Below are 23,532 nucleotides of genomic sequence, written 5' to 3' on the forward strand. Positions count from 1 at the left end.
GGTATATCGCGACGCTTTGCCGCGTGTAGATGACAGAGCTTTCATGTAAGGCAGCCATTGCAACATTCGATAGTGTGCATCCATCCAGTATTTGGCCGTATACTCCTACGTTTTCGACGCCCGCCGAGCGAGGCCACCTTGGACAAGATCCTGATTCGTGGGGCTCGAACCCACAACCTGAAGAACATCGACCTGACCCTGCCACGGGACAAGCTGATCGTCATCACCGGCCTGTCCGGCTCGGGCAAGTCGTCCCTGGCTTTCGACACGTTGTACGCCGAAGGCCAGCGCCGCTATGTCGAGTCGCTGTCGGCCTATGCCCGGCAGTTCCTGTCGATGATGGAAAAGCCTGACGTCGACACCATCGAAGGCCTGTCGCCGGCGATTTCCATCGAACAGAAGTCGACCTCGCACAACCCGCGTTCGACCGTGGGCACCATCACCGAAATCTACGACTACCTGCGCCTGCTCTATGCGCGCGTCGGCATTCCACGCTGCCCGGACCACGACATTCCCCTGGAAGCGCAGACCGTCAGCCAGATGGTCGACCTGGTCCTTGCCGAACCTGAGGGCAGCAAGCTCATGCTGTTGGCCCCGGTCATTCGCGAGCGCAAAGGTGAGCACCTTTCGGTCTTCGAGGAACTGCGCGCACAAGGTTTCGTCCGTGCCCGGATCAACGGCAAGTTGTATGAGCTGGACGAAGCACCGAAGCTCGATAAACAGAAAAAACACACCATTGATGTCGTGGTCGACCGCTTCAAGGTGCGTGCAGACCTGCAACAGCGCCTGGCCGAATCCTTCGAGACCGCGCTGAAACTGGCAGATGGCATCGCCCTGGTGGCACCGATGGACGACGAGCCGGGCGAAGAGATGATCTTCTCCGCGCGCTTCGCCTGCCCGATTTGCGGGCACGCCATCAGTGAACTCGAGCCCAAGCTGTTTTCCTTCAACAACCCGGCCGGTGCCTGCCCGACCTGTGACGGCCTGGGGGTCAAGCAGTTCTTCGACATCAAGCGCCTGGTTAATGGAGAGTTAACCCTGGCCGAAGGCGCGATTCGCGGCTGGGACCGGCGCAACGTCTATTACTTCCAGATGCTTGGCTCGCTGGCCTCCCACTACAAGTTCAGTCTGGAAGTGCCGTTCAACGAACTGCCGGCCGAGCAGCAGAAGAGCATCCTGCACGGCAGCGGTTCACAAAACGTCGATTTCAAATACCTGAATGACCGGGGCGATATCGTCAAGCGCTCGCACCCGTTCGAAGGCATCGTGCCAAACCTGGAACGCCGCTACCGTGAAACCGAGTCGGCCTCGGTACGCGAAGAGCTGGCCAAGTTCCTCAGCACCCAGTCCTGCCCTGATTGCCGCGGCACCCGTCTGCGTCGCGAAGCACGGCATGTGTGGGTCGGCGAGAAAACCCTGCCGGCGGTGACCAACCTGCCAATCGGTGATGCCTGCGACTATTTCGAAGGGATGAAACTGACTGGCCGCCGTGGCGAGATCGCCGACAAGATCCTCAAGGAAATTCGCGAACGCCTGCAGTTCCTCGTCAACGTCGGCCTCGATTATCTGTCGCTGGATCGCAGCGCAGACACCTTGTCCGGTGGTGAGGCCCAGCGTATCCGCCTGGCCAGCCAGATCGGCGCCGGGCTGGTCGGTGTTCTGTACATCCTCGACGAACCCTCGATCGGCCTGCACCAGCGTGATAACGACCGGTTACTTGGCACACTGAAACACCTGCGGGACATCGGCAACACGGTGATCGTGGTAGAGCACGATGAAGACGCGATTCGCCTGGCCGACTATGTGGTGGATATCGGCCCTGGTGCGGGGGTTCACGGCGGACACATCGTTGCTGAAGGTACGCCGGCCGAGGTAATGGCACATCCCGACTCCCTGACCGGCAAGTACCTCTCGGGCCGCGTGAAGATCGCGGTGCCGGCCAAGCGCACACCGCGCAACAAGAAGCTGTCGCTGACGCTCAAGGGCGCCCGTGGCAATAACCTGCGCAACGTAGACCTGGATATTCCCATCGGCCTGCTGACCTGCGTGACCGGCGTGTCCGGCTCAGGCAAGTCGACACTGATCAACAACACGCTCTTTCCGTTGAGTGCCACGGCGCTCAACGGTGCAACCACCCTGGAAGCGGCTGCTCACGACAGCATCAAGGGCCTGGAGCATCTGGATAAGGTCGTCGACATCGACCAGAGTCCCATTGGTCGTACCCCACGCTCCAACCCGGCCACCTACACCGGTCTGTTCACACCGATTCGTGAGCTTTTTGCCGGCGTACCGGAGTCACGATCGCGCGGTTATGGCCCCGGGCGCTTCTCCTTCAACGTGAAGGGCGGACGCTGCGAAGCTTGTCAGGGTGATGGCCTGATCAAGGTGGAAATGCACTTCCTGCCGGATATCTATGTGCCGTGCGATGTGTGCAAGAGCAAGCGCTACAACCGCGAAACCCTTGAGATCAAATACAAGGGCAAGAGCATTCATGAAACCCTCGAGATGACCATCGAGGAGGCCCGGGAGTTCTTCGATGCGGTGCCGGCTTTGGCGCGCAAACTGCAAACTCTGATGGACGTCGGCTTGTCGTACATCAAGCTGGGACAATCGGCGACCACACTGTCCGGTGGTGAGGCCCAGCGGGTCAAACTGTCGCGCGAACTGTCCAAGCGTGACACTGGCAAGACCCTGTACATCCTCGACGAGCCAACTACCGGGCTGCACTTTGCGGACATCCAGCAACTGCTGGATGTGTTGCACCGTCTGCGCGACCACGGCAATACGGTGGTGGTGATCGAGCACAACCTAGACGTCATCAAGACCGCCGACTGGCTGGTGGACCTGGGCCCGGAGGGCGGTTCCAAGGGCGGGCAGATCATTGCCGTTGGCACGCCGGAAGAGGTTTCAGAGATGAAGCAATCCCATACCGGTTATTACCTCAAGCCCCTGCTGGAGCGTGACAGGGCTTAACTGGGCCCCCACGAAAAAGCCCCTGTCACTTCATCGGTGACAGGGGCTTTTTTGTATTCGCCGCAATCAGGTGTGGGATTGCAGGTAATTCTCGAGACCGATCAACTTGATCAGGCCAAGCTGCTTTTCAAGCCAATAGGTGTGATCTTCTTCGGTGTCATGCAGTTGGACCCGCAGCATTTCGCGGCTGACATAGTCCTTGTGCTGTTCGCAGAGCTTGATGCCCTTGCACAGCGCGGCCCGAACCTTGTATTCCAGGCGCAAGTCCGCTTCGAGCATTTCAGTAACCGTGGTGCCGACATCCAGATCGTCCGGACGCATGCGCGGCGTGCCTTCGAGCATCAGAATCCGGCGCATCAGTGCATCAGCGTGCCCTGCTTCTTCTTCCATCTCGTGGTTGATTCGTTCGTAGAGCTTGGTGAAACCCCAGTCCTCATACATCCGCGAGTGGACGAAATATTGATCACGCGCGGCCAGTTCGCCGGTCAGCAACGTGTTGAGGTAATCGATAACGTCTGGGTGGCCTTGCATCGCCCTACATCTCCCTGCTTGAAAGTCTGTAGTTTGAACCAACATGACCACAACGTCACTCGCCGCACGCAATAAAAGCGAAGATATTCTGAGAAAAGCAGCTTAAATAACGCAAAAACCGCCCTAATAAGGGCGGTTCTGCTTCTCATTTAGACTTCGTTAAGCTGTACGTTGAGCAGCGTTGCAATTGCTTCTCCATACGCCGGATCGGCCTTGAAGAAATGCTGCAGTTGACGGTCGACGACGTCGCTTGAGACCCCCGCCATTGCGCCCGCAATGTTGTGGACCAGCAACGCTTTCTGTTCGTCATTCATCAATCGGTACAGTGCGCCAGCGTGACTGTAATAGTCGGTGTCTTTGCGATGATCATAACGATCAGCTGCGCCGCTTAATGCCAATGCAGGTTCAGCATAACGGGGCGCCTGCTTTGGCGACTCGATATAGCTATTGGGCTCGTAGTTGGGCGCCGCACCACCATTGCTGCCAAACGCCATCGAGCCATCGCGCTGATAGGTGTTCACCGGACTGCGCGGCGCATTCACCGGCAATTGCTGGTGATTGGTACCGATACGGTAGCGGTGCGCATCAGCGTAAGCGAATACCCGACCTTGCAGCATGCGATCTGGCGACAGACCTACACCGGGCACCATGTTACTTGGGCCAAACGCAGCTTGCTCGACCTCGGCGAAGTAGTTCAGTGGATTTCGATTGAGCTCCAACTCACCCACTTCGATCAACGGGAATTCCTTCTGCGACCAGGTTTTAGTCACGTCGAACGGATTCTCATAGTGCGCGCAAGCCTGGGCCTCGGTCATGATCTGGATGCACACGCGCCATTTTGGGAACTCGCCTCGCTCGATCGCTTCGAACAAGTCGCGCTGGGCGTAATCAGGATCGGTACCCGCCAGCCGCGCCGCCTCTGCAGGTGCAAGATTCTTGATGCCTTGTTGGGTCTTGTAGTGCCACTTCACCCAATGACGCTCGCCCGTGGCGTTGATCAGGCTGTAAGTGTGGCTGCCGAAGCCGTGCATGTGACGATAGCCGTCGGGAATGCCCCGGTCGGAGAACAGAATGGTGACCTGGTGTAACGCTTCCGGTGAGTGCGACCAGAAGTCCCACATCGCCTGTGCACTTTTGAGGTTGCTTTGTGGCAGGCGCTTTTGAGTGTGGATAAAGTCCGGGAACTTGAGTGGGTCGCGAATGAAGAATACCGGCGTGTTGTTGCCAACAATGTCCCAGTTGCCTTCTTCGGTATAGAACTTCAGCGCGAAGCCACGAGGATCACGTTCGGTGTCTGCCGAACCGCGCTCACCACCGACAGTGGAGAATCGCAGGAAGGTTGGCGTTTGCTTACCGACAGCCTCAAATAGCTTGGCATTGGTGTATTGGGTGATATCGCGGGTGACGGTAAACGTACCGTAAGCACCTGACCCCTTCGCGTGGACACGACGCTCCGGGATATTTTCACGGTTGAAGTGGGCAAGCTTCTCGAGCAGGTGGAAGTCGTCGAGCAGCAATGGGCCGCGAGGGCCGGCGGAGCGGGAATTCTGGTTGTCGGCGACAGGAGCGCCACTGGCAGTTGTTAGCGTGTTGTTTTGGCTCATGTGATCTTCCTTCCTCTGTCGGTCTTGAACTGCCGGCTAATCGGCTGAGAGGGAGTATTGATCATCAATCTGACACCTACAAATTCATTAACCTGTAGGCATCGATAGAAAATTACTAATGATCATCCCCGACCCATGATGACCACTTGAAGCGGTTAAAAGCTTGTACGCAGCGCGCTTTACTTTCAGGCACAAAAAACCGGGCACTAGGCCCGGTTTTTTGTTTCAGACTGACGTCTTACTCGGCGGATACAGCTTCGCCAGCAGTAGCACGATCAACCAACTCGACGTACGCCATAGGCGCGTTGTCGCCAGCGCGGAAACCGCACTTGAGGATGCGCAGGTAGCCACCCTCACGGGTAGCGTAACGCTTGCCCAGGTCGTTGAAGAGCTTACCAACGATAGCTTTCGAACGGGTACGGTCGAAAGCCAAACGGCGGTTAGCAACGCTATCTGTCTTGGCCAAAGTGATCAGCGGCTCGGCAACGCGGCGCAGTTCTTTAGCTTTTGGCAGAGTAGTTTTGATCAGCTCGTGCTCGAACAGCGACACCGCCATGTTTTGGAACATGGCCTTGCGGTGCGAGCTGGTGCGGCTCAGGTGACGACCACTTTTACGATGACGCATGGTTCATTCCTTACCAAACACTACGTTCGGTGATTACGACGATCAGGCAGTCGCCTTGTCGTCCTTCTTAAGACTTGCAGGCGGCCAGTTGTCGAGGCGCATGCCGAGGGACAGACCGCGGGAGGCCAGAACGTCCTTGATTTCAGTCAAGGATTTCTTGCCCAGGTTCGGAGTCTTCAACAGCTCTACTTCGGTACGCTGAATCAGGTCGCCGATGTAGTAGATGTTTTCCGCCTTAAGGCAGTTAGCCGAACGTACAGTCAGTTCCAGATCGTCAACCGGGCGAAGCAGGATCGGATCGATCTCGTCTTCCTGCTCGACAACCACTGGCTCACTGTCACCCTTGAGGTCGACGAACGCAGCCAACTGCTGTTGCAGAATGGTTGCAGCACGGCGGATAGCCTCTTCAGGATCCAGGGTACCGTTGGTTTCCAGATCAATAACCAGCTTGTCCAGGTTAGTACGCTGCTCGACACGGGCGTTTTCCACCACGTATGCGATACGGCGAACCGGGCTGAACGAAGAGTCAAGCTGCAAGCGACCGATGCTGCGGCTTTCGTCTTCATCGCTCTGACGCGAGTCTGCCGGTTCATAACCACGACCACGAGCTACTACGAGCTTCATGTTCAGGGCGCCGTTAGACGCCAGGTTAGCGATTACGTGATCGGGATTAACGATCTCGACATCATGATCCAGCTGAATATCGGCAGCGGTAACCACCCCCGAACCCTTCTTCGACAAGGTCAGCGTAACTTCGTCACGGCCGTGCAGCTTGATAGCCAGACCTTTAAGGTTCAACAGGATTTCAATTACGTCTTCCTGTACACCTTCGATGGCGCTGTACTCGTGGAGCACACCGTCAATCTCGGCCTCGACTACTGCACAGCCGGGCATTGAGGACAACAGGATGCGGCGCAGCGCGTTGCCCAGGGTGTGGCCAAAGCCACGCTCGAGAGGCTCGAGCGTGATCTTGGCGCGGGTTGGACTGACAACCTGCACATCAATGTGGCGGGGTGTCAGGAACTCATTTACCGAAATCTGCATGGATGCACCTATTTTCTAGCCCTTACTTGGAGTAGAGCTCGACAATCAGGCTTTCGTTGATGTCGGCGGACAGATCACTGCGAGCTGGAACGTTCTTGAAAACGCCCGACTTCTTCTCAGTGTCTACTTCTACCCATTCTACGCGGCCACGTTGGGCACACAGATCGAGAGCTTGGACAATGCGAAGTTGGTTTTTTGCTTTCTCGCGAACAGCAACCACGTCACCAGCACGAACCTGGTAGGACGGAACGTTAACGGTTTGACCGTTTACGCTGATCGACTTGTGCGATACCAGCTGACGGGATTCGGCACGAGTCGAACCAAAGCCCATACGGTATACAACGTTGTCCAGACGGCATTCGAGCAGTTGCAGCAGGTTTTCACCGGTTGCACCTTTCTTGCCAGCTGCTTCTTTGTAGTAGCCGCTGAATTGACGCTCGAGAACGCCGTAGATACGACGGACCTTCTGCTTTTCACGCAGTTGGGTGCCGTAATCGGACTGGCGACCGCGGCGTTGGCCGTGGATACCAGGTGCTGCTTCAATGTTGCACTTCGATTCGATCGCGCGCACGCCGCTCTTCAGGAAGAGATCGGTGCCTTCGCGACGAGCGAGTTTGCATTTTGGACCAATGTAACGAGCCATTCTTTACAATCTCCTGGATTACACGCGGCGCTTCTTCGGCGGACGGCACCCGTTGTGCGGGATAGGCGTCACGTCGGTGATGCTGGCGATCTTGTAGCCACAGCCGTTCAAAGCGCGGACTGCGGATTCACGACCTGGACCTGGACCTTTGACATTTACGTCGAGGTTTTTCAGGCCGTATTCCAGCGCAGCTTGACCAGCACGTTCAGCAGCTACTTGAGCAGCGAACGGGGTGGACTTGCGGGAACCGCGGAAACCCGAACCACCGGAGGTAGCCCAGGAAAGAGCGTTACCTTGACGGTCGGTAATGGTCACGATGGTGTTGTTAAAAGAAGCATGGATGTGGGCGATGCCATCAACCACTGTCTTTTTAACTTTTTTACGAGGACGAGCAGCAGGTTTTGCCATGATAATTTTCCTGTCGATTCGCTGGGGCGATTACTTGCGGATCGGCTTACGCGGACCTTTACGGGTACGCGCGTTGGTCTTGGTACGCTGACCGCGTACTGGAAGACCACGACGATGACGCAGACCGCGATAGCAACCGAGGTCCATCAAGCGCTTGATTTTCATGTTGATTTCGCGACGCAGGTCACCTTCAGTGGTGAACTTCGCCACTTCGCCACGCAGCTGTTCAATCTGCTCGTCGCTCAGATCCTTGATCTTTGCGGCTGGGTTTACCCCAGTCTCTGCACAAATTTTCTGTGCAGTAGTGCGACCAACACCATAGATGTAGGTCAGCGAGATAACAGTATGCTTGTTATCTGGAATGTTAACGCCTGCAATACGGGCCATTCAGTGGGACTCCAATTGACAGCTACCTACGCCCCGGAAGCCAAGAAATAGGGCGCGAGATAATATCGCTGTAATAACAAATAATCAACCCGGCAGCGCACTAGCTGCCGGGCTTGAAGCACAATCACACTCAGCCTTGGCGCTGTTTGTGACGCGGTTCCGCGCTGCAAATTACTCGAACAACACCTTCGCGGCGAATAATCTTGCAGTTACGGCACAGCTTTTTCACCGATGCACGAACTTTCATCACCAACTCCTCGAACCTTATGGGTCAGCGCAGCATGCCGCTGCCGTAACCCTTCAGGTTGGCTTTCTTCATCAGGGATTCGTACTGGTGCGAAACGAGGTGCGATTGTACTTGGGACATGAAGTCCATCACAACCACGACGACGATCAGCAACGAGGTCCCGCCAAGGTAGAACGGTACGTTCGCTGCAACCACCAGGAACTGGGGCAACAGGCAGACGGCCGTCATGTAAAGAGCACCGAACAGGGTCAAACGAGTCAGAACGCCATCAATGTAGCGCGCAGACTGCTCACCTGGACGGATACCCGGAATAAAGGCACCGGACTTCTTCAGGTTCTCCGCTACGTCTTTCGGATTGAACATCAACGCCGTATAGAAGAAGCAGAAGAAAATAATCCCTGCACTAAACAGCAGAATATTCAACGGCTGACCAGGAGCGATCGACTGCGAGATGTCCTGCAACCAGCCCATACCTTCAGACTGGCCGAACCAGGCACCCAACGAAGCCGGGAACAGCAAGATGCTGCTCGCGAAAATAGCCGGGATAACACCGGCCATGTTCACCTTCAGCGGCAAGTGGCTGGTCTGCGCAGCGAAGACCTTGCGGCCCTGCTGACGCTTGGCGTAGTGAACAGCAATACGACGCTGACCACGCTCAATGAACACCACGAAACCGATAATCGCTACTGCCAGCAAACCGATGGCAACCAGGGCGAAGATATTGATATCACCCTGACGCGCAGACTCGAAAGACTGCCCGATCGCTCTCGGAAGACCGGCGACGATACCCGAAAAAATCAACATCGAGATACCGTTGCCAACACCACGCTCAGTAATCTGCTCACCCAGCCACATCATGAACATCGCACCAGCCACAAAAGTGGTTACTGCGACGAAATGGAAGCTAAAGTCACCAGTGAACGAAACGCCCTGCCCTGCCAGACCAATGGACATGCCAATGGCCTGGACAAGAGCAAGAACGACGGTGAGGTAGCGGGTGTACTGGCTGATCTTGCGACGGCCAGCTTCACCTTCCTTCTTCAACTGCTCCAGCTGCGGGCTGACGGCGGTCATCAGTTGCATGATGATCGATGCCGAGATGTACGGCATGATCCCCAGTGCAAAAATGCTCATCCGCTCCAGCGCGCCGCCGGAAAACATGTTGAACAAGCTAAGAATGGTCCCCTCATTCTGTCGAAACAGGTCCGCGAGTCGGTCCGGGTTGATACCTGGAACCGGGATGTGTGCGCCTATTCGGTAGACGATAATCGCCAGGAACAGAAAACGCAGACGAGCCCAAAGTTCAGACATACCGCCTTTGCCGAGCGCAGAGAGAGCACCTTGCTTAGCCATTTATTCCTCGAACTTGCCGCCAGCTGCTTCGATAGCCGCACGCGCACCTTTGGTGGCGCCGATTCCCTTGCCGATAGTGACAGCGCGAGTCACTTCACCGGACAGCATGATTTTCACACGCTGTACGTTGACGTTGATCACGTTGGCATCTTTCAGGGACTGCACGGTGACGATGTCGCCTTCCACTTTAGCCAGCTCGGACAGACGCACTTCTGCGCGGTCCATGGCCTTCAGGGAAACGAAACCGAACTTCGGCAGGCGACGATGCAGCGGCTGTTGACCGCCTTCAAAGCCTGGAGCAATGGTGCCACCGGAGCGGGAAGTCTGACCTTTGTGACCACGGCCACCAGTCTTACCCAAACCACTACCGATACCACGGCCCGGACGATGCTTTTCGCGACGGGAACCCGGCGCTGGACTCAGATCATTGAGTTTCATCGATTAACCCTCGACACGCAGCATGTAGTAAGCCTTGTTGATCATCCCGCGATTCTCGGGAGTATCCTGGACTTCTACAGTGTGACCGATGCGACGCAGACCCAGACCCTTAACGCACAATTTGTGGTTAGGGATGCGGCCGGTCATGCTTTTGATCAGCGTAACTTTAACGGTAGCCATGATCAGAAGATCTCCTTGACGCTTTTGCCACGCTTGGCGGCAATGGATTCAGGAGACTGCATTGCTTTCAAACCCTTGAAAGTGGCGTGAACCACGTTGACCGGGTTAGTCGAGCCATAGCACTTGGCCAGAACGTTCTGAACGCCAGCAACTTCGAGAACGGCACGCATTGCGCCGCCAGCGATGATACCGGTACCTTCAGAAGCAGGCTGCATGTACACCTTCGAAGCGCCGTGGGCGGACTTCATTGCGTACTGCAGGGTGGTGCCGTTCAGATCAACCTGGATCATGTTGCGGCGAGCAGCTTCCATTGCCTTCTGGATCGCAGCAGGCACTTCACGCGACTTGCCACGGCCGAAGCCAACACGCCCTTTACCATCACCTACCACGGTCAACGCGGTGAAAGTGAAGATACGGCCGCCTTTAACGGTTTTGGCTACGCGGTTAACTTGAACCAGCTTCTCGATGTAGCCTTCGTCGCGCTTTTGGTCGTTATTTGACATAACTTAGAACTCCAGCCCAGCTTCACGAGCAGCATCAGCCAGCGCTTTAACGCGGCCGTGGTACTTGAAGCCAGAGCGGTCGAAAGCCACCTGCGAGACGCCAGCGGCCTTAGCACGCGTAGCGACCAGCTGGCCAACCTTAGTGGCCGCGTCGATGTTGCCAGTGGCGCCATCACGCAGTTCTTTATCCAAAGTCGAGGCGCTTGCCAGGACTTTGTTGCCGTCGGCCGAAATGACCTGGGCGTAGATGTGCTGCGACGAGCGGAACACGCAGAGACGCACGACTTCGAGTTCGTGCATTTTCAGGCGTGCTTTGCGAGCGCGACGCAGTCGAGTAACTTTTTTGTCGGTCATTTGCTATGCCCTACTTCTTCTTGGCTTCTTTACGACGGACGACTTCGTCCGCGTAGCGCACACCTTTGCCTTTGTACGGCTCTGGTGGACGGAAGTCGCGGATCTCGGCGGCCACTTGACCTACCAGCTGCTTATCGATGCCCTTGATCAGGATATCGGTCTGGCTAGGAGTCTCAGCGGTGATGCCTTCCGGCAGTTCATAATCCACTGGGTGCGAGAAGCCAAGAGCCAGGTTCAGCACTGTGCCTTTTGCTTGCGCTTTGTAACCAACACCGACCAGCTGGAGCTTGCGCTCGAAGCCTTGGCTTACGCCTTGGACCATGTTGTTTACCAACGCACGAGTGGTACCAGCCATTGCGCGAGTTTGTTGATCGCCATTGCGAGCAGCGAAACGCAGCTCACCAGCTTCTTCAACGATCTCAACGGACGAATGGATGTTCAGTTCGAGAGTGCCCTTGGCACCCTTCACCGAAAGCTGTTGGCCTGCGAATTTTACTTCGACGCCGGCTGGCAGCTTAACGGGGTTCTTAGCGACGCGAGACATGCTTATCCCCCCTTAGAACACAGTGCAAAGAACTTCGCCGCCGACACCGGCAGCGCGCGCAGCACGATCAGTCATCACACCCTTGTTGGTGGAGACGATAGACACACCGAGACCGCCACGAACTTTTGGCAGATCATCGACGGACTTGTACTGACGCAGGCCTGGACGGCTAACGCGCTTCACTTCTTCGATAACCGGACGGCCTTCGAAGTATTTCAGCTCGATAGACAGCAGTGGTTTTGTTTCGCTGCTGATCTGATAACCCGCGATGTAACCTTCGTCCTTCAGGACTTTGGCAACAGCTACCTTCAACGTGGAAGATGGCATGCTTACGACGGACTTTTCAGCCATCTGGGCATTACGGATTCGAGTTAGCATGTCCGCTAACGGGTCCTGCATACTCATGGGCTAGACGCTCCTAATACAGAAAAATTAGCCTTACGGCTACTACGTGTCGCCGAGAATCTCCGGGTATAAAAAACACGGGCTCAGGCGAGCCGGGTATTCTAGACACACCCCAGAAATGAATCAAGCCCCAAAAGGGGCTTGATCCAGATTCAAGGCCACCGGTGGTCAGGTTCTTGCGAACCCTTGCACCGAGACTTTGACAGTACTTACCAGCTGGCTTTAACCAGACCTGGTACGTCACCACGCATTGCCGCTTCACGCAGTTTGTTACGGCCGAGGCCGAACTTGCGGTAAACGCCGTGTGGACGACCGGTCAGGCGGCAGCGGTTACGCATGCGCGAGGCGCTTGCGTCACGTGGCTGCTTCTGCAGGGCAACTGTAGCTTCCCAACGCGCTTCTGGACTTGCGTTCAGATCAACGATGATAGCTTTCAGTGCTGCACGCTTCTTGGCGTACTTGGCAACCGTGAGCTGACGCTTCAGCTCGCGGTTTTTCATGCTCATCTTGGCCATGGTCCTACTCCAATCAGTTGCGGAACGGGAATTTGAACGCACGCAGCAGAGCGCGGCCTTCATCATCGTTCTTGGCAGTGGTGGTCAGGGTGATGTCCAGACCGCGGAGAGCATCGATCTTGTCGTAGTCGATTTCCGGGAAGATGATCTGCTCTTTCACGCCCATGCTGTAGTTGCCACGACCATCGAAGGACTTGGCATTCAGGCCGCGGAAGTCGCGAACCCGAGGCAGGGAGATCGACAGCAGACGATCCAGGAACTCGTACATACGCTCACGGCGCAGGGTCACTTTGACGCCGATCGGCCAACCTTCACGGACTTTAAAGCCAGCGATGGATTTGCGAGCGTAGGTCACAACGACTTTCTGGCCGGTGATCTTTTCCAGGTCAGCTACAGCGTGCTCGATGACTTTTTTGTCGCCGATCGCTTCGCCCAGACCCATGTTCAGGGTGATTTTGGTAACGCGCGGAACTTCCATCACGTTCGAAAGCTTAAGTTCTTCCTTAAGTTTCGGAGCGATTTCCTTCCGGTAAATCTCTTTTAGTCGTGCCATGGTCTTCTACCTAGCAGTGTTCAAGCATCAACCGCTTTTTGGGTCGACTTGAAGACACGAATTTTCTTACCGTCTTCTACTTTGAAACCAACGCGGTCAGCCTTGTTGGTTTCGCCGTTGAAGATGGCGACGTTAGAAGCGTGCAGTGGCGCTTCTTTCTCGACGATACCGCCTTGTACGCCCGACATCGGGTTAGGCTTGGTATGACGCTTGACCAGGTTCAGACCACCAACAACCAGACGGTTGTCAGCAAGAACCTTCAGCACCTTACCGCGCTTACCTTTGTCTTTGCCGGCGATCACGATGATCTCGTCGTCACGACGAATCTTTTGCATGTCGGATCTCCTTACAGCACTTCTGGGGCGAGCGAGACGATCTTCATGAACTTCTCAGTACGAAGTTCACGGGTCACTGGCCCAAAGATACGGGTGCCGATCGGCTCTTGCTTGTTGTTCAGAAGAACAGCAGCGTTGCCATCAAAGCGGATAATGGAGCCATCAGCACGACGTACGCCGTGACGAGTGCGGACTACAACAGCAGTCATCACTTGGCCTTTTTTCACTTTACCGCGAGGAATTGCTTCCTTCACGGTAACTTTGATGATGTCACCGATACCAGCGTAACGACGATGGGAGCCACCCAGCACCTTGATGCACATAACACGGCGAGCGCCGCTGTTATCGGCCACATCGAGCATGGATTGAGTCTGAATCATATAATTTCTCCGACCCCTAGTCCTTAGACTTCCACAGCGCGTTCGAGAACATCAACCAGCGCCCAAGACTTGGTCTTGGCCAAAGGACGAGTTTCACGAATAGTGACTTTGTCGCCGATGTGGCACTGATTGGTTTCGTCGTGCGCGTGCAGCTTAGTCGAACGCTTAACGTATTTACCGTAGATCGGGTGCTTAACGCGACGCTCGATCAGAACGGTGATGGTTTTGTCCATCTTGTCGCTGACAACACGGCCAGTCAGCGTACGGACAGTTTTTTCGGCTTCAGCCATGATTACTTACCTGCCTGCTGGTTGAGCACAGTCTTCACGCGAGCGATGTCACGCTTAACTTGCGAGAGCAGATGAGACTGCCCCAACTGGCCAGTTGCTTTCTGCATACGCAGATTGAACTGGTCGCGCAGCAAGCCGAGCAGTTGCTCGTTCAGCTGCTGTGCGGATTTTTCACGAAGTTCATTCGCTTTCATCACATCACCGTCCGTTTAACAAAGGAGGTGGCGAGCGGCAGCTTTGCAGCAGCCAGGGCGAAAGCCTCACGCGCCAGCTCTTCAGAAACACCCTCGATTTCATACAGGACTTTGCCTGGCTGAATCTGGGCAACCCAGTATTCCACGTTACCCTTACCTTTACCCATCCGAACCTCGAGAGGTTTTTTGGAGATCGGCTTGTCCGGGAATACACGGATCCAGATCTTGCCACCACGTTTTACGTGACGGGTCAGAGCACGACGCGCTGACTCGATCTGACGAGCGGTGAGACGACCACGAGCTACAGACTTCAGCGCGAACTCGCCGAAGCTGACTTTGCTACCGCGCAATGCCAGGCCACGGTTGTGACCAGTCATTTGCTTGCGGAACTTCGTACGCTTTGGTTGCAACATTTGGCGTACCCCTTACTTAGCAGCTTTTTTACGAGGCGCTGGTGCTTGTGGTTTCAGTTCTTCTTGGCGACCACCAATTACTTCGCCTTTGAAGATCCAAACCTTTACACCGATCACACCGTAGGTGGTGTGAGCTTCGTAGTTGGCATAGTCGATGTCGGCACGCAGGGTGTGCAATGGCACACGACCTTCGCGATACCATTCAGTACGTGCGATTTCAGCACCGCCGAGACGACCGCTCACTTGGATTTTGATGCCTTTGGCACCAATGCGCATGGCGTTCTGTACAGCGCGCTTCATAGCGCGACGGAACATTACGCGACGCTCCAGCTGCTGAGCTACGCTCTGCGCAACCAGCATACCGTCGAGCTCCGGCTTGCGGATCTCTTCGATATTGATGTGCACAGGCACACCCATTTGCTTGGTCAGGTCCTGACGCAGTTTCTCAACATCTTCACCTTTCTTCCCGATAACGATACCTGGACGAGCGGTGTGGATGGTGATGCGTGCAGTTTGAGCCGGACGATGGATATCGATACGGCTTACGGACGCGCTTTTTAGTTTGTCTTGGAGATACTCACGCACCTTCAGATCTGCGAGCAAATAGTCCGCATAAGTCCGACCGTCTGCGTACCAGACGGAGGTGTGCTCCTTGACGATTCCCAGGCGAATGCCAATGGGATGTACTTTCTGACCCATCTCTTCGACTCCGTTACTTGTCAGCAACCTTGACAGTGATATGGCAAGACCGCTTGACGATGCGATCAGCACGGCCTTTGGCACGTGGCATGATGCGCTTCAGCGAACGCCCTTCGTTGACGAAAACGGTGCTGACCTTCAGGTCATCAACGTCTGCGCCTTCGTTATGCTCGGCGTTGGCTACGGCCGACTCCAGCACTTTCTTCATGATCTCGGCGGCTTTCTTACTGCTGAAAGCCAACAGGTTGAGCGCTTCGCCCACCTTCTTCCCGCGGATCTGGTCGGCGACCAAGCGGGCTTTCTGGGCGGAGATTCGAGCGCCCGACAACTTAGCGGCTACTTCCATTTCCTAACCCCTTAACGCTTGGCTTTCTTGTCTGCCACGTGCCCGCGATAAGTGCGGGTACCGGCGAACTCGCCCAGTTTGTGGCCGACCATGTCTTCGTTCACGAGAACTGGGACGTGCTGACGACCGTTGTGTACTGCGATGGTCAGACCGACCATTTGTGGCAGGATCATCGAACGACGCGACCAGGTTTTCACCGGTTTGCGATCGTTCTTTTCCGCCGCCACTTCGATCTTCTTCAGTAGGTGAAGATCGATAAAAGGACCTTTTTTCAGAGAACGTGGCACTGTCGTATCCCTCTATTTACTTGCGACGACGGACGATCATTTTGTCGGTACGCTTATTACCACGAGTCTTCGCGCCCTTAGTCGGGAAGCCCCATGGCGATACCGGATGACGACCACCAGAGGTACGACCTTCACCACCACCATGTGGGTGGTCAACCGGGTTCATGGCAACACCACGAACGGTTGGGCGAACGCCACGCCAGCGTTTGGCACCAGCTTTACCCAGCGAACGCAGGCTGTGCTCGGAGTTCGAGACTTCGCCCAGGGTCGCACGGCATTCAGCCAGGACTTTACGCATTTCACCGGAACGCAGACGCAGGGTAACGTACACGCCTTCACGAGCGATCAGCTGAGCCGAAGCACCAGCGGAACGAGCGATCTGAGCGCCTTTACCTGGCTTCAATTCGATGCCGTGTACGGTGCTACCAACTGGAATGTTACGCAGTTGCAGAGCGTTGCCCGGCTTGATCGGTGCCAGGGCACCTGCGATCAGCTGGTCGCCAGCGCTCACGCCTTTAGGGGCGATGATGTAGCGACGCTCGCCATCTGCGTACAGCAGCAGAGCGATGTGAGCAGTACGGTTTGGATCGTATTCGATACGCTCGACAGTGGCAGCGATGCCATCTTTGTCGTTGCGACGGAAATCGACCAGACGATAATGCTGCTTATGACCACCACCGATGTGACGAGTGGTAATACGGCCATTGTTGTTACGACCACCAGACTTCGACTTCTTCTCGAGCAGCGGTGCGTGAGGAGCGCCTTTATGCAGCTCCTGGTTGACCACCTTGACCACAAAACGGCGGCCAGGGGAAGTCGGTTTGCATTTAACGATTGCCATGATGCACCCCTTCCTTACTCAGCACTGCTGCTGAAATCGAGATCTTGGCCTGGCTGAAGGGAGATAACTGCCTTCTTCCAGTCATTACGCTTGCCCAGACCGCGAGCAGTGCGCTTGCTCTTACCCAGAACATTCAGGGTAGTAACACGCTCTACTTTCACGCTGAACAGGCTTTCGACGGCCTTCTTGATTTCCAGCTTGGTTGCATCAGTAGCAACCTTGAAAACGAACTGGCCTTTCTTGTCTGCCAGAACCGTAGCCTTCTCGGAAACGTGCGGGCCAAGCAGAACTTTAAATACGCGTTCCTGGTTCATCCCAGCAGCTCCTCGAATTTCTTCACGGCCGACACGGTGATCAACACCTTGTCGTATGCGATCAGACTAACTGGATCGGAACCTTGCACGTCACGTACATCTACGTGTGGCAGGTTACGAGCAGCCAGGTACAGGTTCTGATCAACAGCGTCCGACACGATCAGAACGTCGGTCAGGCTCATGTTGTTCAGCTTGCCCAGCAGGTCTTTGGTTTTCGGCGTTTCAACGGCGAAATCCTGAACCACGACCAGACGATCAGTACGCACCAGCTCAGCAAGGATGGAACGCATTGCTGCGCGATACATCTTCTTGTTCAGCTTCTGCGAGTGATCCTGAGGACGAGCTGCGAAAGTGGTACCGCCGCCACGCCAGATTGGGCTACGGATAGTACCGGCACGAGCACGGCCAGTACCTTTCTGACGCCATGGGCGCTTACCGCCACCACGAACGTCGGAACGGGTCTTCTGCTGCTTGCTACCCTGACGGCCGCCAGCCATGTAGGCCACGACTGCTTGGTGAACCAGCGTCTCGTTGAATTCGCCGCCAAATGTCAGTTCGGAAACTTCGATCGCTTGAGCGTCATTTACATTTAATTGCATGTCAGCTTCCCCTTAACCGCGAGCCTTGGCTGCTGGACGTACAACCAAGTTGCCGCCAGTAGCGCCAGGAACAGCGCCCTTGACCAACAACAGATTGCGTTCAGCGTCCACGCGCACTACTTCGAGGGACTGCACGGTCACGCGCTCAGCGCCCATATGACCGGACATTTTTTTGCCCTTGAATACACGACCAGGAGTCTGGCACTGGCCGATAGAGCCTGGAACGCGGTGGGATACGGAGTTACCGTGGGTGTTATCTTGCCCGCGGAAATTCCAACGCTTGATCGTACCCTGGAAGCCTTTACCCTTGGACTGACCGGTTACATCAACCAGTTGACCAGCGGCGAAGATTTCAGCGTTGATCAGATCGCCGGCCTGGTACTCGCCTTCTTCAAGGCGGAATTCCATTACGGTACGACCAGCGGCAACGTTCGCTTTAGCGAAGTGGCCAGCCTGAGCTGCTGTTACACGCGAAGCACGACGCTCGCCGACAGTGACTTGCACTGCACGATAGCCATCGGTCTCTTCAGTTTTGAACTGGGTGACGCGATTCGGCTCGATCTCAATGACCGTGACCGGAATGGAGACACCTTCTTCGGTGAAAATACGGGTCATACCGCATTTACGACCGACTACACCAATAGTCATGTTGTAAACCTCATGAGTGTACGGGGCTTTCACCCGCTATGGCCGCCCATTTCAGAGCGTTACACGACTAAGACCGAGTCTTAGCCGAGGCTGATCTGCACTTCCACACCGGCCGCAAGATCAAGCTTCATAAGTGCATCAACGGTTTTATCCGTTGGCTGGACGATGTCCAGAACGCGCTTATGAGTACGGATCTCGTACTGGTCACGCGCGTCTTTGTTGACGTGCGGGGAGACCAGAACGGTGAACCGCTCTTTACGGGTAGGCAGTGGAATTGGACCACGCACTTGAGCACCAGTACGTTTCGCGGTTTCCACGATTTCCTGGGTGGATTGGTCGATCAGGCGATGGTCAAAAGCCTTCAACCTGATACGGATTTGCTGATTTTGCATTGGATTTCAGACTCCGGCTGCTATTCCCACCGAGCGCAATACGCCCGTTAAAAGGAGGCGCAATTCTATAGACGCCCCATATAGGTGTCAACCCAATAAAAAAGCCCCCGCTGAGCGGGGGCCTTTCAAAGCATCGAAGCTATCTCAAAAGAGATGCTTACTCGATGATTTTAGCTACAACGCCAGCACCAACGGTACGGCCGCCTTCACGGATAGCGAAGCGCAGACCGTCTTCCATTGCGATGGTTTTGATCAGGGTAACAGTCATCTGAATGTTGTCACCTGGCATTACCATTTCAACGCCTTCTGGCAGCTCGCAGTTACCGGTCACGTCAGTAGTACGGAAGTAGAACTGTGGACGGTAGCCTTTGAAGAACGGAGTGTGACGGCCGCCTTCTTCCTTGCTCAGAACGTAAACTTCTGCGGTGAACTTGGTGTGCGGCTTAACCGAACCTGGCTTAACCAGAACCTGGCCACGCTCAACGTCGTCACGCTTGGTACCACGCAGCAGAACGCCGCAGTTCTCGCCAGCACGACCTTCGTCGAGCAGCTTGCGGAACATCTCAACACCGGTGCAGGTGGTGGTGGTGGTGTCACGCAGACCAACGATTTCCAGTGCATCTTGAACGCGAACGATACCGCGCTCGATACGACCAGTCACAACAGTACCACGACCCGAGATCGAGAATACGTCTTCGATTGGCATCAGGAACGGCTTGTCGATAGCACGCTCTGGCTCTGGGATGTAGGTGTCCAGAGTTTCGACCAGCTTACGAACGGCAGTGGTGCCCATTTCGTTGTCGTCTTTGCCTTCCAGCGCCATACGAGCAGAACCGATGATGATCGGAGTGTCGTCGCCTGGGAAGTCATAGGTGGACAGCAGGTCGCGAACTTCCATCTCAACCAGTTCCAGCAGCTCAGCGTCGTCTACCAGGTCAGCCTTGTTCAGGAAGACCACGATGTACGGAACGCCTACCTGACGGGACAGCAGGATGTGCTCACGAGTTTGTGGCATCGGACCATCGGCGGCCGAGCAAACCAGGATCGCGCCGTCCATCTGGGCAGCACCGGTGATCATGTTCTTCACGTAGTCAGCGTGACCTGGGCAGTCAACGTGAGCGTAGTGACGAATGTTCGAGTTGTACTCGACGTGCGCGGTGTTGATGGTGATACCGCGAGCTTTTTCTTCTGGTGCGCTGTCGATCTTGTCGAATTCAACTACGGCCGAACCGAAAACTTCGGAGCAGACGCGAGTCAGAGCAGCGGTCAGAGTGGTTTTACCGTGGTCAACGTGGCCGATGGTGCCAACGTTTACGTGCGGTAGGGAACGATCAAATTTTTCTTTAGCCACGACAATTAACTCCTTGCCTAAAGGACTGAATCAGCCTTGTTTTTTGGTAACGGTTTCGACGATGTGCGACGGAGCCGTATTGTATTTTTTGAATTCCATAGAGTAGCTTGCGCGACCCTGGGACATCGAACGAACGTCGGTCGCATAACCGAACATCTCGCCCAACGGAACTTCAGCACGGATAACCTTACCGGAAACCGTATCTTCCATACCCAGAATCATGCCGCGACGACGGTTCAGGTCGCCCATCACGTCACCCATATAGTCTTCAGGCGTAACAACCTCTACCGCCATGATCGGCTCGAGCAACTCACCACCGCCCTTCTGGGCCAGTTGCTTGGTCGCCATGGAAGCAGCCACCTTAAACGCCATCTCGTTCGAGTCGACGTCGTGGTAAGAACCATCAAACACGGTAGCCTTCAGGCCGATCAGCGGATAGCCGGCAACAACACCGTTCTTCATCTGCTCTTCGATACCCTTCTGGATAGCCGGGATGTATTCCTTAGGAACCACACCACCCACTACTTCGTTCAGGAATTGCAGACCTTCCTGACCTTCGTCAGCAGGTGCAAAACGAATCCAGCAATGACCGAACTGGCCACGACCGCCGGACTGACGAACGAACTTGCCTTCGATTTCGCAGCTCTTCGTGATGCGCTCACGGTACGAAACTTGAGGCTTACCGATGTTGGCTTCGACGTTGAACTCACGGCGCATCCGGTCAACCAGGATGTCCAGGTGCAACTCGCCCATGCCAGAGATGATCGTCTGACCAGTCTCTTCATCAGTTTTGACGCGGAAAGACGGGTCTTCCTGAGCAAGTTTGCCCAGAGCGATACCCATTTTTTCCTGGTCATCCTTGGTCTTAGGCTCTACGGCAACCGAAATAACCGGCTCCGGGAAGTCCATGCGAACCAGGATGATTGGCTTGTCAGCGTTGCACAAGGTTTCACCAGTGGTGACGTCCTTCATGCCGATCAGGGCCGCGATGTCACCAGCGCGTACTTCCTTGATCTCTTCACGGGCGTTTGCGTGCATTTGCACCATACGACCCACGCGCTCTTTCTTGCCTTTAACCGAGTTGATCACGCCGTCGCCGGAGGCCAACACGCCCGAGTAAACGCGGACGAAGGTCAAGGTACCCACGAATGGGTCGGTAGCGATCTTGAACGCCAGAGCCGAGAACGGCTCGTTGTCGTCTGCATGACGCTCCATCTGCTTTTCCTCGTCATCCGGGTCAGTACCCTTGATGGCAGGAATGTCGGTTGGAGCCGGCAGGTAGTCGATAACGGCGTCGAGAACCAGGGGAACACCCTTGTTCTTGAAGGAAGAACCGCAAACAGCCAGGACGATTTCGCCAGCGATAGTACGCTGACGCAGAGCAGCCTTGATTTCCTCGATGGTGAGCTCTTCGCCCTCGAGGTACTTGTTCATCAGCTCTTCACTGGCTTCGGCCGCAGCCTCAACCATGTTGCTGCGCCACTCTTCAGCCAGTTCCTGCAGTTCAGCAGGGATGGCTTCGCGACGTGGAGTCATGCCCTTGTCAGCATCGTTCCAGTAAACCGCTTCCATGGTCATCAGATCAATCTGACCCTGGAAGTTGTCTTCGGAACCGATAGCCAACTGGATTGGCACCGGGGTGTGACCCAGACGCTGCTTGATCTGAGCGATCACGCGCAGGAAGTTAGCGCCGGCACGGTCCATCTTGTTCACGTAAACGATACGTGGAACACCGTACTTGTTGGCTTGACGCCATACGGTTTCGGACTGAGGTTCAACGCCGGAAGTGCCGCAGAACACAACGACCGCGCCGTCGAGTACACGCAGGGAACGCTCAACTTCAATGGTGAAGTCTACGTGACCCGGGGTGTCAATGACGTTGAAGCGGTATTGGTCTTTGTGCTGCTTAGCAGAACCCTGCCAGAAGGCGGTAATAGCAGCAGAAGTAATGGTAATACCACGCTCCTGCTCCTGAACCATCCAGTCGGTGGTCGCGGCGCCGTCATGCACCTCGCCCATTTTGTGACTTTTGCCAGTGTAAAAAAGGACGCGCTCGGTGGTGGTGGTTTTACCAGCATCCACGTGAGCAACGATACCAATGTTACGGTAGCGATTAATCGGTGTTGTACGAGCCATAAAGCCCTCGCAAAATTAGTGACGCTAAAATTAGAAGCGGTAGTGCGAGAAAGCTTTGTTAGCTTCAGCCATACGGTGCACGTCTTCACGCTTCTTAACTGCAGCACCTTTACCTTCGGCAGCGTCCAACAGTTCGCCAGCCAAACGCAGAGCCATAGACTTCTCGCCGCGCTTACGGGCGAAGTCTACCAACCAGCGCATTGCCAGAGCGTTACGACGGGACGGACGAACTTCAACCGGAACCTGGTAAGTAGCACCGCCTACACGGCGCGACTTTACTTCGACCAGCGGAGCGATGGCGTCGAGAGCTTTCTCGAAGATTTCCAGGGGGTCGCTGTTCTTGCGTTCTTTAACCTTTTCCAGCGCGCCATAAACGATACGCTCGGCAACGGCTTTCTTGCCGCTTTCCATCACGTGGTTCATGAACTTGGCCAGGATTTGGCTTCCGTATTTTGGATCGTCAAGCACTTCGCGCTTGGCTGCTACGCGTCTTCTTGGCATGGATAAGCCCTCAAACGGTCTTCAGGTTCGCTCGGAATCGGTGCCCATTACTACGGGACGCCTCCGACCTTACTCTTATCGACTCAGAAAAATAGAAATCAGTTTTTTGCAGCAAGCGACCATTACTTCGGACGCTTGGTACCGTACTTCGAACGACCCTGGTTACGACCTTTAACGCCGGAAGTATCCAACGAACCGCGAACGGTGTGGTAACGAACACCTGGCAAGTCTTTTACACGACCGCCGCGGATCAGTACCACGCTGTGCTCTTGCAGGTTGTGGCCTTCACCGCCGATGTACGAGGAAACCTCGAAACCGTTGGTCAGGCGCACACGGCATACTTTACGCAGTGCCGAGTTAGGTTTTTTCGGCGTGGTGGTGTACACACGGGTGCACACGCCACGGCGTTGCGGGCAGTTCTGCAGCGCAGGCACGTCGGATTTCTCGACGATACGCTTACGCGGCTGACGTACCAGCTGGTTGATAGTTGCCATCTACT

The 23,532-nt window shown here is 55.4% G+C and carries 35 protein-coding genes; 1 reads left to right on the forward strand and 34 read right to left on the reverse strand.

Going from position 1 to position 23,532, the window contains the following annotated elements; all coding sequences use genetic code 11:
- Window positions 1-138 precede the first annotated feature (138 nt).
- Complete coding sequence (gene uvrA, locus PG5_RS24600; protein ID WP_020799827.1) at window positions 139-2,973, forward strand: excinuclease ABC subunit UvrA; 2,835 nt, start codon at window positions 139-141, stop codon at window positions 2,971-2,973.
- Window positions 2,974-3,039: 66 nt separating this feature from the next.
- On the opposite strand, the gene bfr is transcribed toward uvrA, so the two are convergent.
- From bfr to rpsL, 34 genes are all read right to left on the reverse strand, one after another.
- Entirely contained in the window at window positions 3,040-3,504 is a 465-nt protein-coding gene (bfr, locus tag PG5_RS24605; RefSeq protein ID WP_008053867.1) for a bacterioferritin, read from the reverse strand.
- Window positions 3,505-3,653: 149 nt separating this feature from the next.
- The gene (locus PG5_RS24610) at window positions 3,654-5,108 is read right to left on the reverse strand and encodes a catalase (RefSeq protein ID WP_020799828.1); all 1,455 of its coding nucleotides are present in this window, start codon (window positions 5,106-5,108) and stop codon (window positions 3,654-3,656) included.
- Between the two features lie 238 nt (window positions 5,109-5,346).
- Window positions 5,347-5,733: a 50S ribosomal protein L17 gene (rplQ, locus tag PG5_RS24615; RefSeq protein ID WP_007970429.1), complete on the reverse strand. Its 387-nt coding sequence runs from the start codon at window positions 5,731-5,733 to the stop codon at window positions 5,347-5,349.
- 42 nt (window positions 5,734-5,775) lie between these two features.
- Window positions 5,776-6,777: a DNA-directed RNA polymerase subunit alpha gene (gene rpoA / locus PG5_RS24620; RefSeq protein WP_007970428.1), complete on the reverse strand. Its 1,002-nt coding sequence runs from the start codon at window positions 6,775-6,777 to the stop codon at window positions 5,776-5,778.
- A 22-nt stretch (window positions 6,778-6,799) separates the two neighbouring features.
- On the reverse strand, window positions 6,800-7,420 hold the full coding sequence (rpsD, locus tag PG5_RS24625) for a 30S ribosomal protein S4 (RefSeq protein WP_003176404.1): 621 nt from the start codon (window positions 7,418-7,420) through the stop codon (window positions 6,800-6,802).
- An 18-nt stretch (window positions 7,421-7,438) separates the two neighbouring features.
- The gene (gene rpsK / locus PG5_RS24630; RefSeq protein WP_002555466.1) at window positions 7,439-7,828 is read right to left on the reverse strand and encodes a 30S ribosomal protein S11; all 390 of its coding nucleotides are present in this window, start codon (window positions 7,826-7,828) and stop codon (window positions 7,439-7,441) included.
- 30 nt (window positions 7,829-7,858) lie between these two features.
- The gene (gene rpsM / locus PG5_RS24635; RefSeq protein WP_009045849.1) at window positions 7,859-8,215 is read right to left on the reverse strand and encodes a 30S ribosomal protein S13; all 357 of its coding nucleotides are present in this window, start codon (window positions 8,213-8,215) and stop codon (window positions 7,859-7,861) included.
- A gap of 130 nt (window positions 8,216-8,345) precedes the next feature.
- Complete coding sequence (gene rpmJ, locus PG5_RS34300; RefSeq protein ID WP_002555468.1) at window positions 8,346-8,462, reverse strand: 50S ribosomal protein L36; 117 nt, start codon at window positions 8,460-8,462, stop codon at window positions 8,346-8,348.
- Window positions 8,463-8,486: 24 nt separating this feature from the next.
- The gene (gene secY / locus PG5_RS24640; RefSeq protein WP_008065724.1) at window positions 8,487-9,815 is read right to left on the reverse strand and encodes a preprotein translocase subunit SecY; all 1,329 of its coding nucleotides are present in this window, start codon (window positions 9,813-9,815) and stop codon (window positions 8,487-8,489) included.
- A complete protein-coding gene (gene rplO / locus PG5_RS24645; protein WP_003228720.1) occupies window positions 9,816-10,253 on the reverse strand; it encodes a 50S ribosomal protein L15 in 438 nt (145 codons plus the stop codon).
- A gap of 3 nt (window positions 10,254-10,256) precedes the next feature.
- Entirely contained in the window at window positions 10,257-10,433 is a 177-nt protein-coding gene (rpmD, locus tag PG5_RS24650; RefSeq protein ID WP_003176408.1) for a 50S ribosomal protein L30, read from the reverse strand.
- A 2-nt stretch (window positions 10,434-10,435) separates the two neighbouring features.
- Entirely contained in the window at window positions 10,436-10,936 is a 501-nt protein-coding gene (rpsE, locus tag PG5_RS24655; protein WP_003186035.1) for a 30S ribosomal protein S5, read from the reverse strand.
- A gap of 3 nt (window positions 10,937-10,939) precedes the next feature.
- Complete coding sequence (rplR, locus tag PG5_RS24660; RefSeq protein WP_003186037.1) at window positions 10,940-11,290, reverse strand: 50S ribosomal protein L18; 351 nt, start codon at window positions 11,288-11,290, stop codon at window positions 10,940-10,942.
- Between the two features lie 10 nt (window positions 11,291-11,300).
- Window positions 11,301-11,834: a 50S ribosomal protein L6 gene (rplF, locus tag PG5_RS24665; protein ID WP_003176412.1), complete on the reverse strand. Its 534-nt coding sequence runs from the start codon at window positions 11,832-11,834 to the stop codon at window positions 11,301-11,303.
- Between the two features lie 12 nt (window positions 11,835-11,846).
- Window positions 11,847-12,239 (reverse strand): 30S ribosomal protein S8, encoded by a 393-nt coding sequence (gene rpsH / locus PG5_RS24670; RefSeq protein WP_008065722.1) that lies wholly within the window; start codon window positions 12,237-12,239, stop codon window positions 11,847-11,849.
- A 209-nt stretch (window positions 12,240-12,448) separates the two neighbouring features.
- Window positions 12,449-12,754, reverse strand: coding sequence for a 30S ribosomal protein S14 (gene rpsN, locus PG5_RS24675; protein WP_003176414.1), 306 nt, complete (start codon window positions 12,752-12,754; stop codon window positions 12,449-12,451).
- A 13-nt stretch (window positions 12,755-12,767) separates the two neighbouring features.
- The gene (rplE, locus tag PG5_RS24680) at window positions 12,768-13,307 is read right to left on the reverse strand and encodes a 50S ribosomal protein L5 (RefSeq protein ID WP_003210069.1); all 540 of its coding nucleotides are present in this window, start codon (window positions 13,305-13,307) and stop codon (window positions 12,768-12,770) included.
- 20 nt (window positions 13,308-13,327) lie between these two features.
- On the reverse strand, window positions 13,328-13,642 hold the full coding sequence (rplX, locus tag PG5_RS24685) for a 50S ribosomal protein L24 (protein ID WP_003186046.1): 315 nt from the start codon (window positions 13,640-13,642) through the stop codon (window positions 13,328-13,330).
- A gap of 11 nt (window positions 13,643-13,653) precedes the next feature.
- Entirely contained in the window at window positions 13,654-14,022 is a 369-nt protein-coding gene (gene rplN / locus PG5_RS24690; RefSeq protein WP_002555479.1) for a 50S ribosomal protein L14, read from the reverse strand.
- Between the two features lie 23 nt (window positions 14,023-14,045).
- A complete protein-coding gene (rpsQ, locus tag PG5_RS24695; RefSeq protein WP_003176419.1) occupies window positions 14,046-14,312 on the reverse strand; it encodes a 30S ribosomal protein S17 in 267 nt (88 codons plus the stop codon).
- Window positions 14,313-14,314: 2 nt separating this feature from the next.
- The gene (gene rpmC / locus PG5_RS24700) at window positions 14,315-14,506 is read right to left on the reverse strand and encodes a 50S ribosomal protein L29 (protein ID WP_002555481.1); all 192 of its coding nucleotides are present in this window, start codon (window positions 14,504-14,506) and stop codon (window positions 14,315-14,317) included.
- Complete coding sequence (gene rplP, locus PG5_RS24705; protein WP_003228729.1) at window positions 14,506-14,919, reverse strand: 50S ribosomal protein L16; 414 nt, start codon at window positions 14,917-14,919, stop codon at window positions 14,506-14,508. The genes rpmC and rplP overlap by 1 nt, the downstream gene beginning before the upstream one ends.
- Before the next feature lie 12 nt (window positions 14,920-14,931).
- Entirely contained in the window at window positions 14,932-15,618 is a 687-nt protein-coding gene (rpsC, locus tag PG5_RS24710; protein WP_008065719.1) for a 30S ribosomal protein S3, read from the reverse strand.
- A gap of 13 nt (window positions 15,619-15,631) precedes the next feature.
- A complete protein-coding gene (gene rplV, locus PG5_RS24715) occupies window positions 15,632-15,964 on the reverse strand; it encodes a 50S ribosomal protein L22 (protein WP_003103908.1) in 333 nt (110 codons plus the stop codon).
- 11 nt (window positions 15,965-15,975) lie between these two features.
- Window positions 15,976-16,251: a 30S ribosomal protein S19 gene (gene rpsS / locus PG5_RS24720; RefSeq protein ID WP_002555486.1), complete on the reverse strand. Its 276-nt coding sequence runs from the start codon at window positions 16,249-16,251 to the stop codon at window positions 15,976-15,978.
- A gap of 16 nt (window positions 16,252-16,267) precedes the next feature.
- Window positions 16,268-17,092, reverse strand: a complete 825-nt coding sequence (gene rplB / locus PG5_RS24725) for a 50S ribosomal protein L2 (RefSeq protein WP_003186055.1) — start codon at window positions 17,090-17,092, stop codon at window positions 16,268-16,270.
- Window positions 17,093-17,106: 14 nt separating this feature from the next.
- On the reverse strand, window positions 17,107-17,406 hold the full coding sequence (gene rplW, locus PG5_RS24730) for a 50S ribosomal protein L23 (RefSeq protein WP_002555488.1): 300 nt from the start codon (window positions 17,404-17,406) through the stop codon (window positions 17,107-17,109).
- Complete coding sequence (gene rplD, locus PG5_RS24735) at window positions 17,403-18,005, reverse strand: 50S ribosomal protein L4 (RefSeq protein ID WP_003228735.1); 603 nt, start codon at window positions 18,003-18,005, stop codon at window positions 17,403-17,405. Before rplD ends, rplW begins: the two co-directional genes overlap by 4 nt.
- A 12-nt stretch (window positions 18,006-18,017) precedes the next feature.
- Complete coding sequence (gene rplC / locus PG5_RS24740) at window positions 18,018-18,653, reverse strand: 50S ribosomal protein L3 (protein WP_003186059.1); 636 nt, start codon at window positions 18,651-18,653, stop codon at window positions 18,018-18,020.
- Between the two features lie 80 nt (window positions 18,654-18,733).
- Window positions 18,734-19,045, reverse strand: coding sequence for a 30S ribosomal protein S10 (gene rpsJ / locus PG5_RS24745; protein WP_003186070.1), 312 nt, complete (start codon window positions 19,043-19,045; stop codon window positions 18,734-18,736).
- A gap of 157 nt (window positions 19,046-19,202) precedes the next feature.
- The gene (gene tuf / locus PG5_RS24750; RefSeq protein ID WP_008065716.1) at window positions 19,203-20,396 is read right to left on the reverse strand and encodes an elongation factor Tu; all 1,194 of its coding nucleotides are present in this window, start codon (window positions 20,394-20,396) and stop codon (window positions 19,203-19,205) included.
- A gap of 30 nt (window positions 20,397-20,426) precedes the next feature.
- Window positions 20,427-22,532, reverse strand: a complete 2,106-nt coding sequence (gene fusA / locus PG5_RS24755; protein ID WP_008065706.1) for an elongation factor G — start codon at window positions 22,530-22,532, stop codon at window positions 20,427-20,429.
- 30 nt (window positions 22,533-22,562) lie between these two features.
- Entirely contained in the window at window positions 22,563-23,033 is a 471-nt protein-coding gene (rpsG, locus tag PG5_RS24760; protein ID WP_002555493.1) for a 30S ribosomal protein S7, read from the reverse strand.
- Window positions 23,034-23,155: 122 nt separating this feature from the next.
- The gene (gene rpsL / locus PG5_RS24765; RefSeq protein ID WP_003186084.1) at window positions 23,156-23,527 is read right to left on the reverse strand and encodes a 30S ribosomal protein S12; all 372 of its coding nucleotides are present in this window, start codon (window positions 23,525-23,527) and stop codon (window positions 23,156-23,158) included.
- Between the last annotated feature and the right edge of the window lie 5 nt (window positions 23,528-23,532).

Origin of the sequence: Pseudomonas sp. G5(2012) (assembly GCF_000408945.1) — a bacterium.
Lineage (GTDB): Bacteria > Pseudomonadota > Gammaproteobacteria > Pseudomonadales > Pseudomonadaceae > Aquipseudomonas > Aquipseudomonas umsongensis.

Excerpts from the sequence above, each read along its gene's own strand:
- bfr (WP_008053867.1), bottom strand. The coding sequence starts at position 3,504 with ATGCAAGGCCACCCAGACGTTATCGATTACCTCAACACGTTGCTGACC.
- PG5_RS24610 (WP_020799828.1), bottom strand. The coding sequence starts at position 5,108 with ATGAGCCAAAACAACACGCTAACAACTGCCAGTGGCGCTCCTGTCGCC.
- rplQ (WP_007970429.1), bottom strand. The coding sequence starts at position 5,733 with ATGCGTCATCGTAAAAGTGGTCGTCACCTGAGCCGCACCAGCTCGCAC.
- rpoA (WP_007970428.1), bottom strand. The coding sequence starts at position 6,777 with ATGCAGATTTCGGTAAATGAGTTCCTGACACCCCGCCACATTGATGTG.
- rpsD (WP_003176404.1), bottom strand. The coding sequence starts at position 7,420 with ATGGCTCGTTACATTGGTCCAAAATGCAAACTCGCTCGTCGCGAAGGC.
- rpsK (WP_002555466.1), bottom strand. The coding sequence starts at position 7,828 with ATGGCAAAACCTGCTGCTCGTCCTCGTAAAAAAGTTAAAAAGACAGTG.
- rpsM (WP_009045849.1), bottom strand. The coding sequence starts at position 8,215 with ATGGCCCGTATTGCAGGCGTTAACATTCCAGATAACAAGCATACTGTT.
- rpmJ (WP_002555468.1), bottom strand. The coding sequence starts at position 8,462 with ATGAAAGTTCGTGCATCGGTGAAAAAGCTGTGCCGTAACTGCAAGATT.
- secY (WP_008065724.1), bottom strand. The coding sequence starts at position 9,815 with ATGGCTAAGCAAGGTGCTCTCTCTGCGCTCGGCAAAGGCGGTATGTCT.
- rplO (WP_003228720.1), bottom strand. The coding sequence starts at position 10,253 with ATGAAACTCAATGATCTGAGTCCAGCGCCGGGTTCCCGTCGCGAAAAG.
- rpmD (WP_003176408.1), bottom strand. The coding sequence starts at position 10,433 with ATGGCTACCGTTAAAGTTACGCTGATCAAAAGCATGACCGGCCGCATC.
- rpsE (WP_003186035.1), bottom strand. The coding sequence starts at position 10,936 with ATGTCAAATAACGACCAAAAGCGCGACGAAGGCTACATCGAGAAGCTG.
- rplR (WP_003186037.1), bottom strand. The coding sequence starts at position 11,290 with ATGACCGACAAAAAAGTTACTCGACTGCGTCGCGCTCGCAAAGCACGC.
- rplF (WP_003176412.1), bottom strand. The coding sequence starts at position 11,834 with ATGTCTCGCGTCGCTAAGAACCCCGTTAAGCTGCCAGCCGGCGTCGAA.
- rpsH (WP_008065722.1), bottom strand. The coding sequence starts at position 12,239 with ATGAGTATGCAGGACCCGTTAGCGGACATGCTAACTCGAATCCGTAAT.
- rpsN (WP_003176414.1), bottom strand. The coding sequence starts at position 12,754 with ATGGCCAAGATGAGCATGAAAAACCGCGAGCTGAAGCGTCAGCTCACG.
- rplE (WP_003210069.1), bottom strand. The coding sequence starts at position 13,307 with ATGGCACGACTAAAAGAGATTTACCGGAAGGAAATCGCTCCGAAACTT.
- rplX (WP_003186046.1), bottom strand. The coding sequence starts at position 13,642 with ATGCAAAAGATTCGTCGTGACGACGAGATCATCGTGATCGCCGGCAAA.
- rplN (WP_002555479.1), bottom strand. The coding sequence starts at position 14,022 with ATGATTCAGACTCAATCCATGCTCGATGTGGCCGATAACAGCGGCGCT.
- rpsQ (WP_003176419.1), bottom strand. The coding sequence starts at position 14,312 with ATGGCTGAAGCCGAAAAAACTGTCCGTACGCTGACTGGCCGTGTTGTC.
- rpmC (WP_002555481.1), bottom strand. The coding sequence starts at position 14,506 with ATGAAAGCGAATGAACTTCGTGAAAAATCCGCACAGCAGCTGAACGAG.
- rplP (WP_003228729.1), bottom strand. The coding sequence starts at position 14,919 with ATGTTGCAACCAAAGCGTACGAAGTTCCGCAAGCAAATGACTGGTCAC.
- rpsC (WP_008065719.1), bottom strand. The coding sequence starts at position 15,618 with ATGGGTCAGAAAGTACATCCCATTGGCATTCGCCTGGGAATCGTCAAG.
- rplV (WP_003103908.1), bottom strand. The coding sequence starts at position 15,964 with ATGGAAGTAGCCGCTAAGTTGTCGGGCGCTCGAATCTCCGCCCAGAAA.
- rplB (WP_003186055.1), bottom strand. The coding sequence starts at position 17,092 with ATGGCAATCGTTAAATGCAAACCGACTTCCCCTGGCCGCCGTTTTGTG.
- rplW (WP_002555488.1), bottom strand. The coding sequence starts at position 17,406 with ATGAACCAGGAACGCGTATTTAAAGTTCTGCTTGGCCCGCACGTTTCC.
- rplD (WP_003228735.1), bottom strand. The coding sequence starts at position 18,005 with ATGCAATTAAATGTAAATGACGCTCAAGCGATCGAAGTTTCCGAACTG.
- rplC (WP_003186059.1), bottom strand. The coding sequence starts at position 18,653 with ATGACTATTGGTGTAGTCGGTCGTAAATGCGGTATGACCCGTATTTTC.
- rpsJ (WP_003186070.1), bottom strand. The coding sequence starts at position 19,045 with ATGCAAAATCAGCAAATCCGTATCAGGTTGAAGGCTTTTGACCATCGC.
- fusA (WP_008065706.1), bottom strand. The coding sequence starts at position 22,532 with ATGGCTCGTACAACACCGATTAATCGCTACCGTAACATTGGTATCGTT.
- rpsG (WP_002555493.1), bottom strand. The coding sequence starts at position 23,033 with ATGCCAAGAAGACGCGTAGCAGCCAAGCGCGAAGTGCTTGACGATCCA.
- rpsL (WP_003186084.1), bottom strand. The coding sequence starts at position 23,527 with ATGGCAACTATCAACCAGCTGGTACGTCAGCCGCGTAAGCGTATCGTC.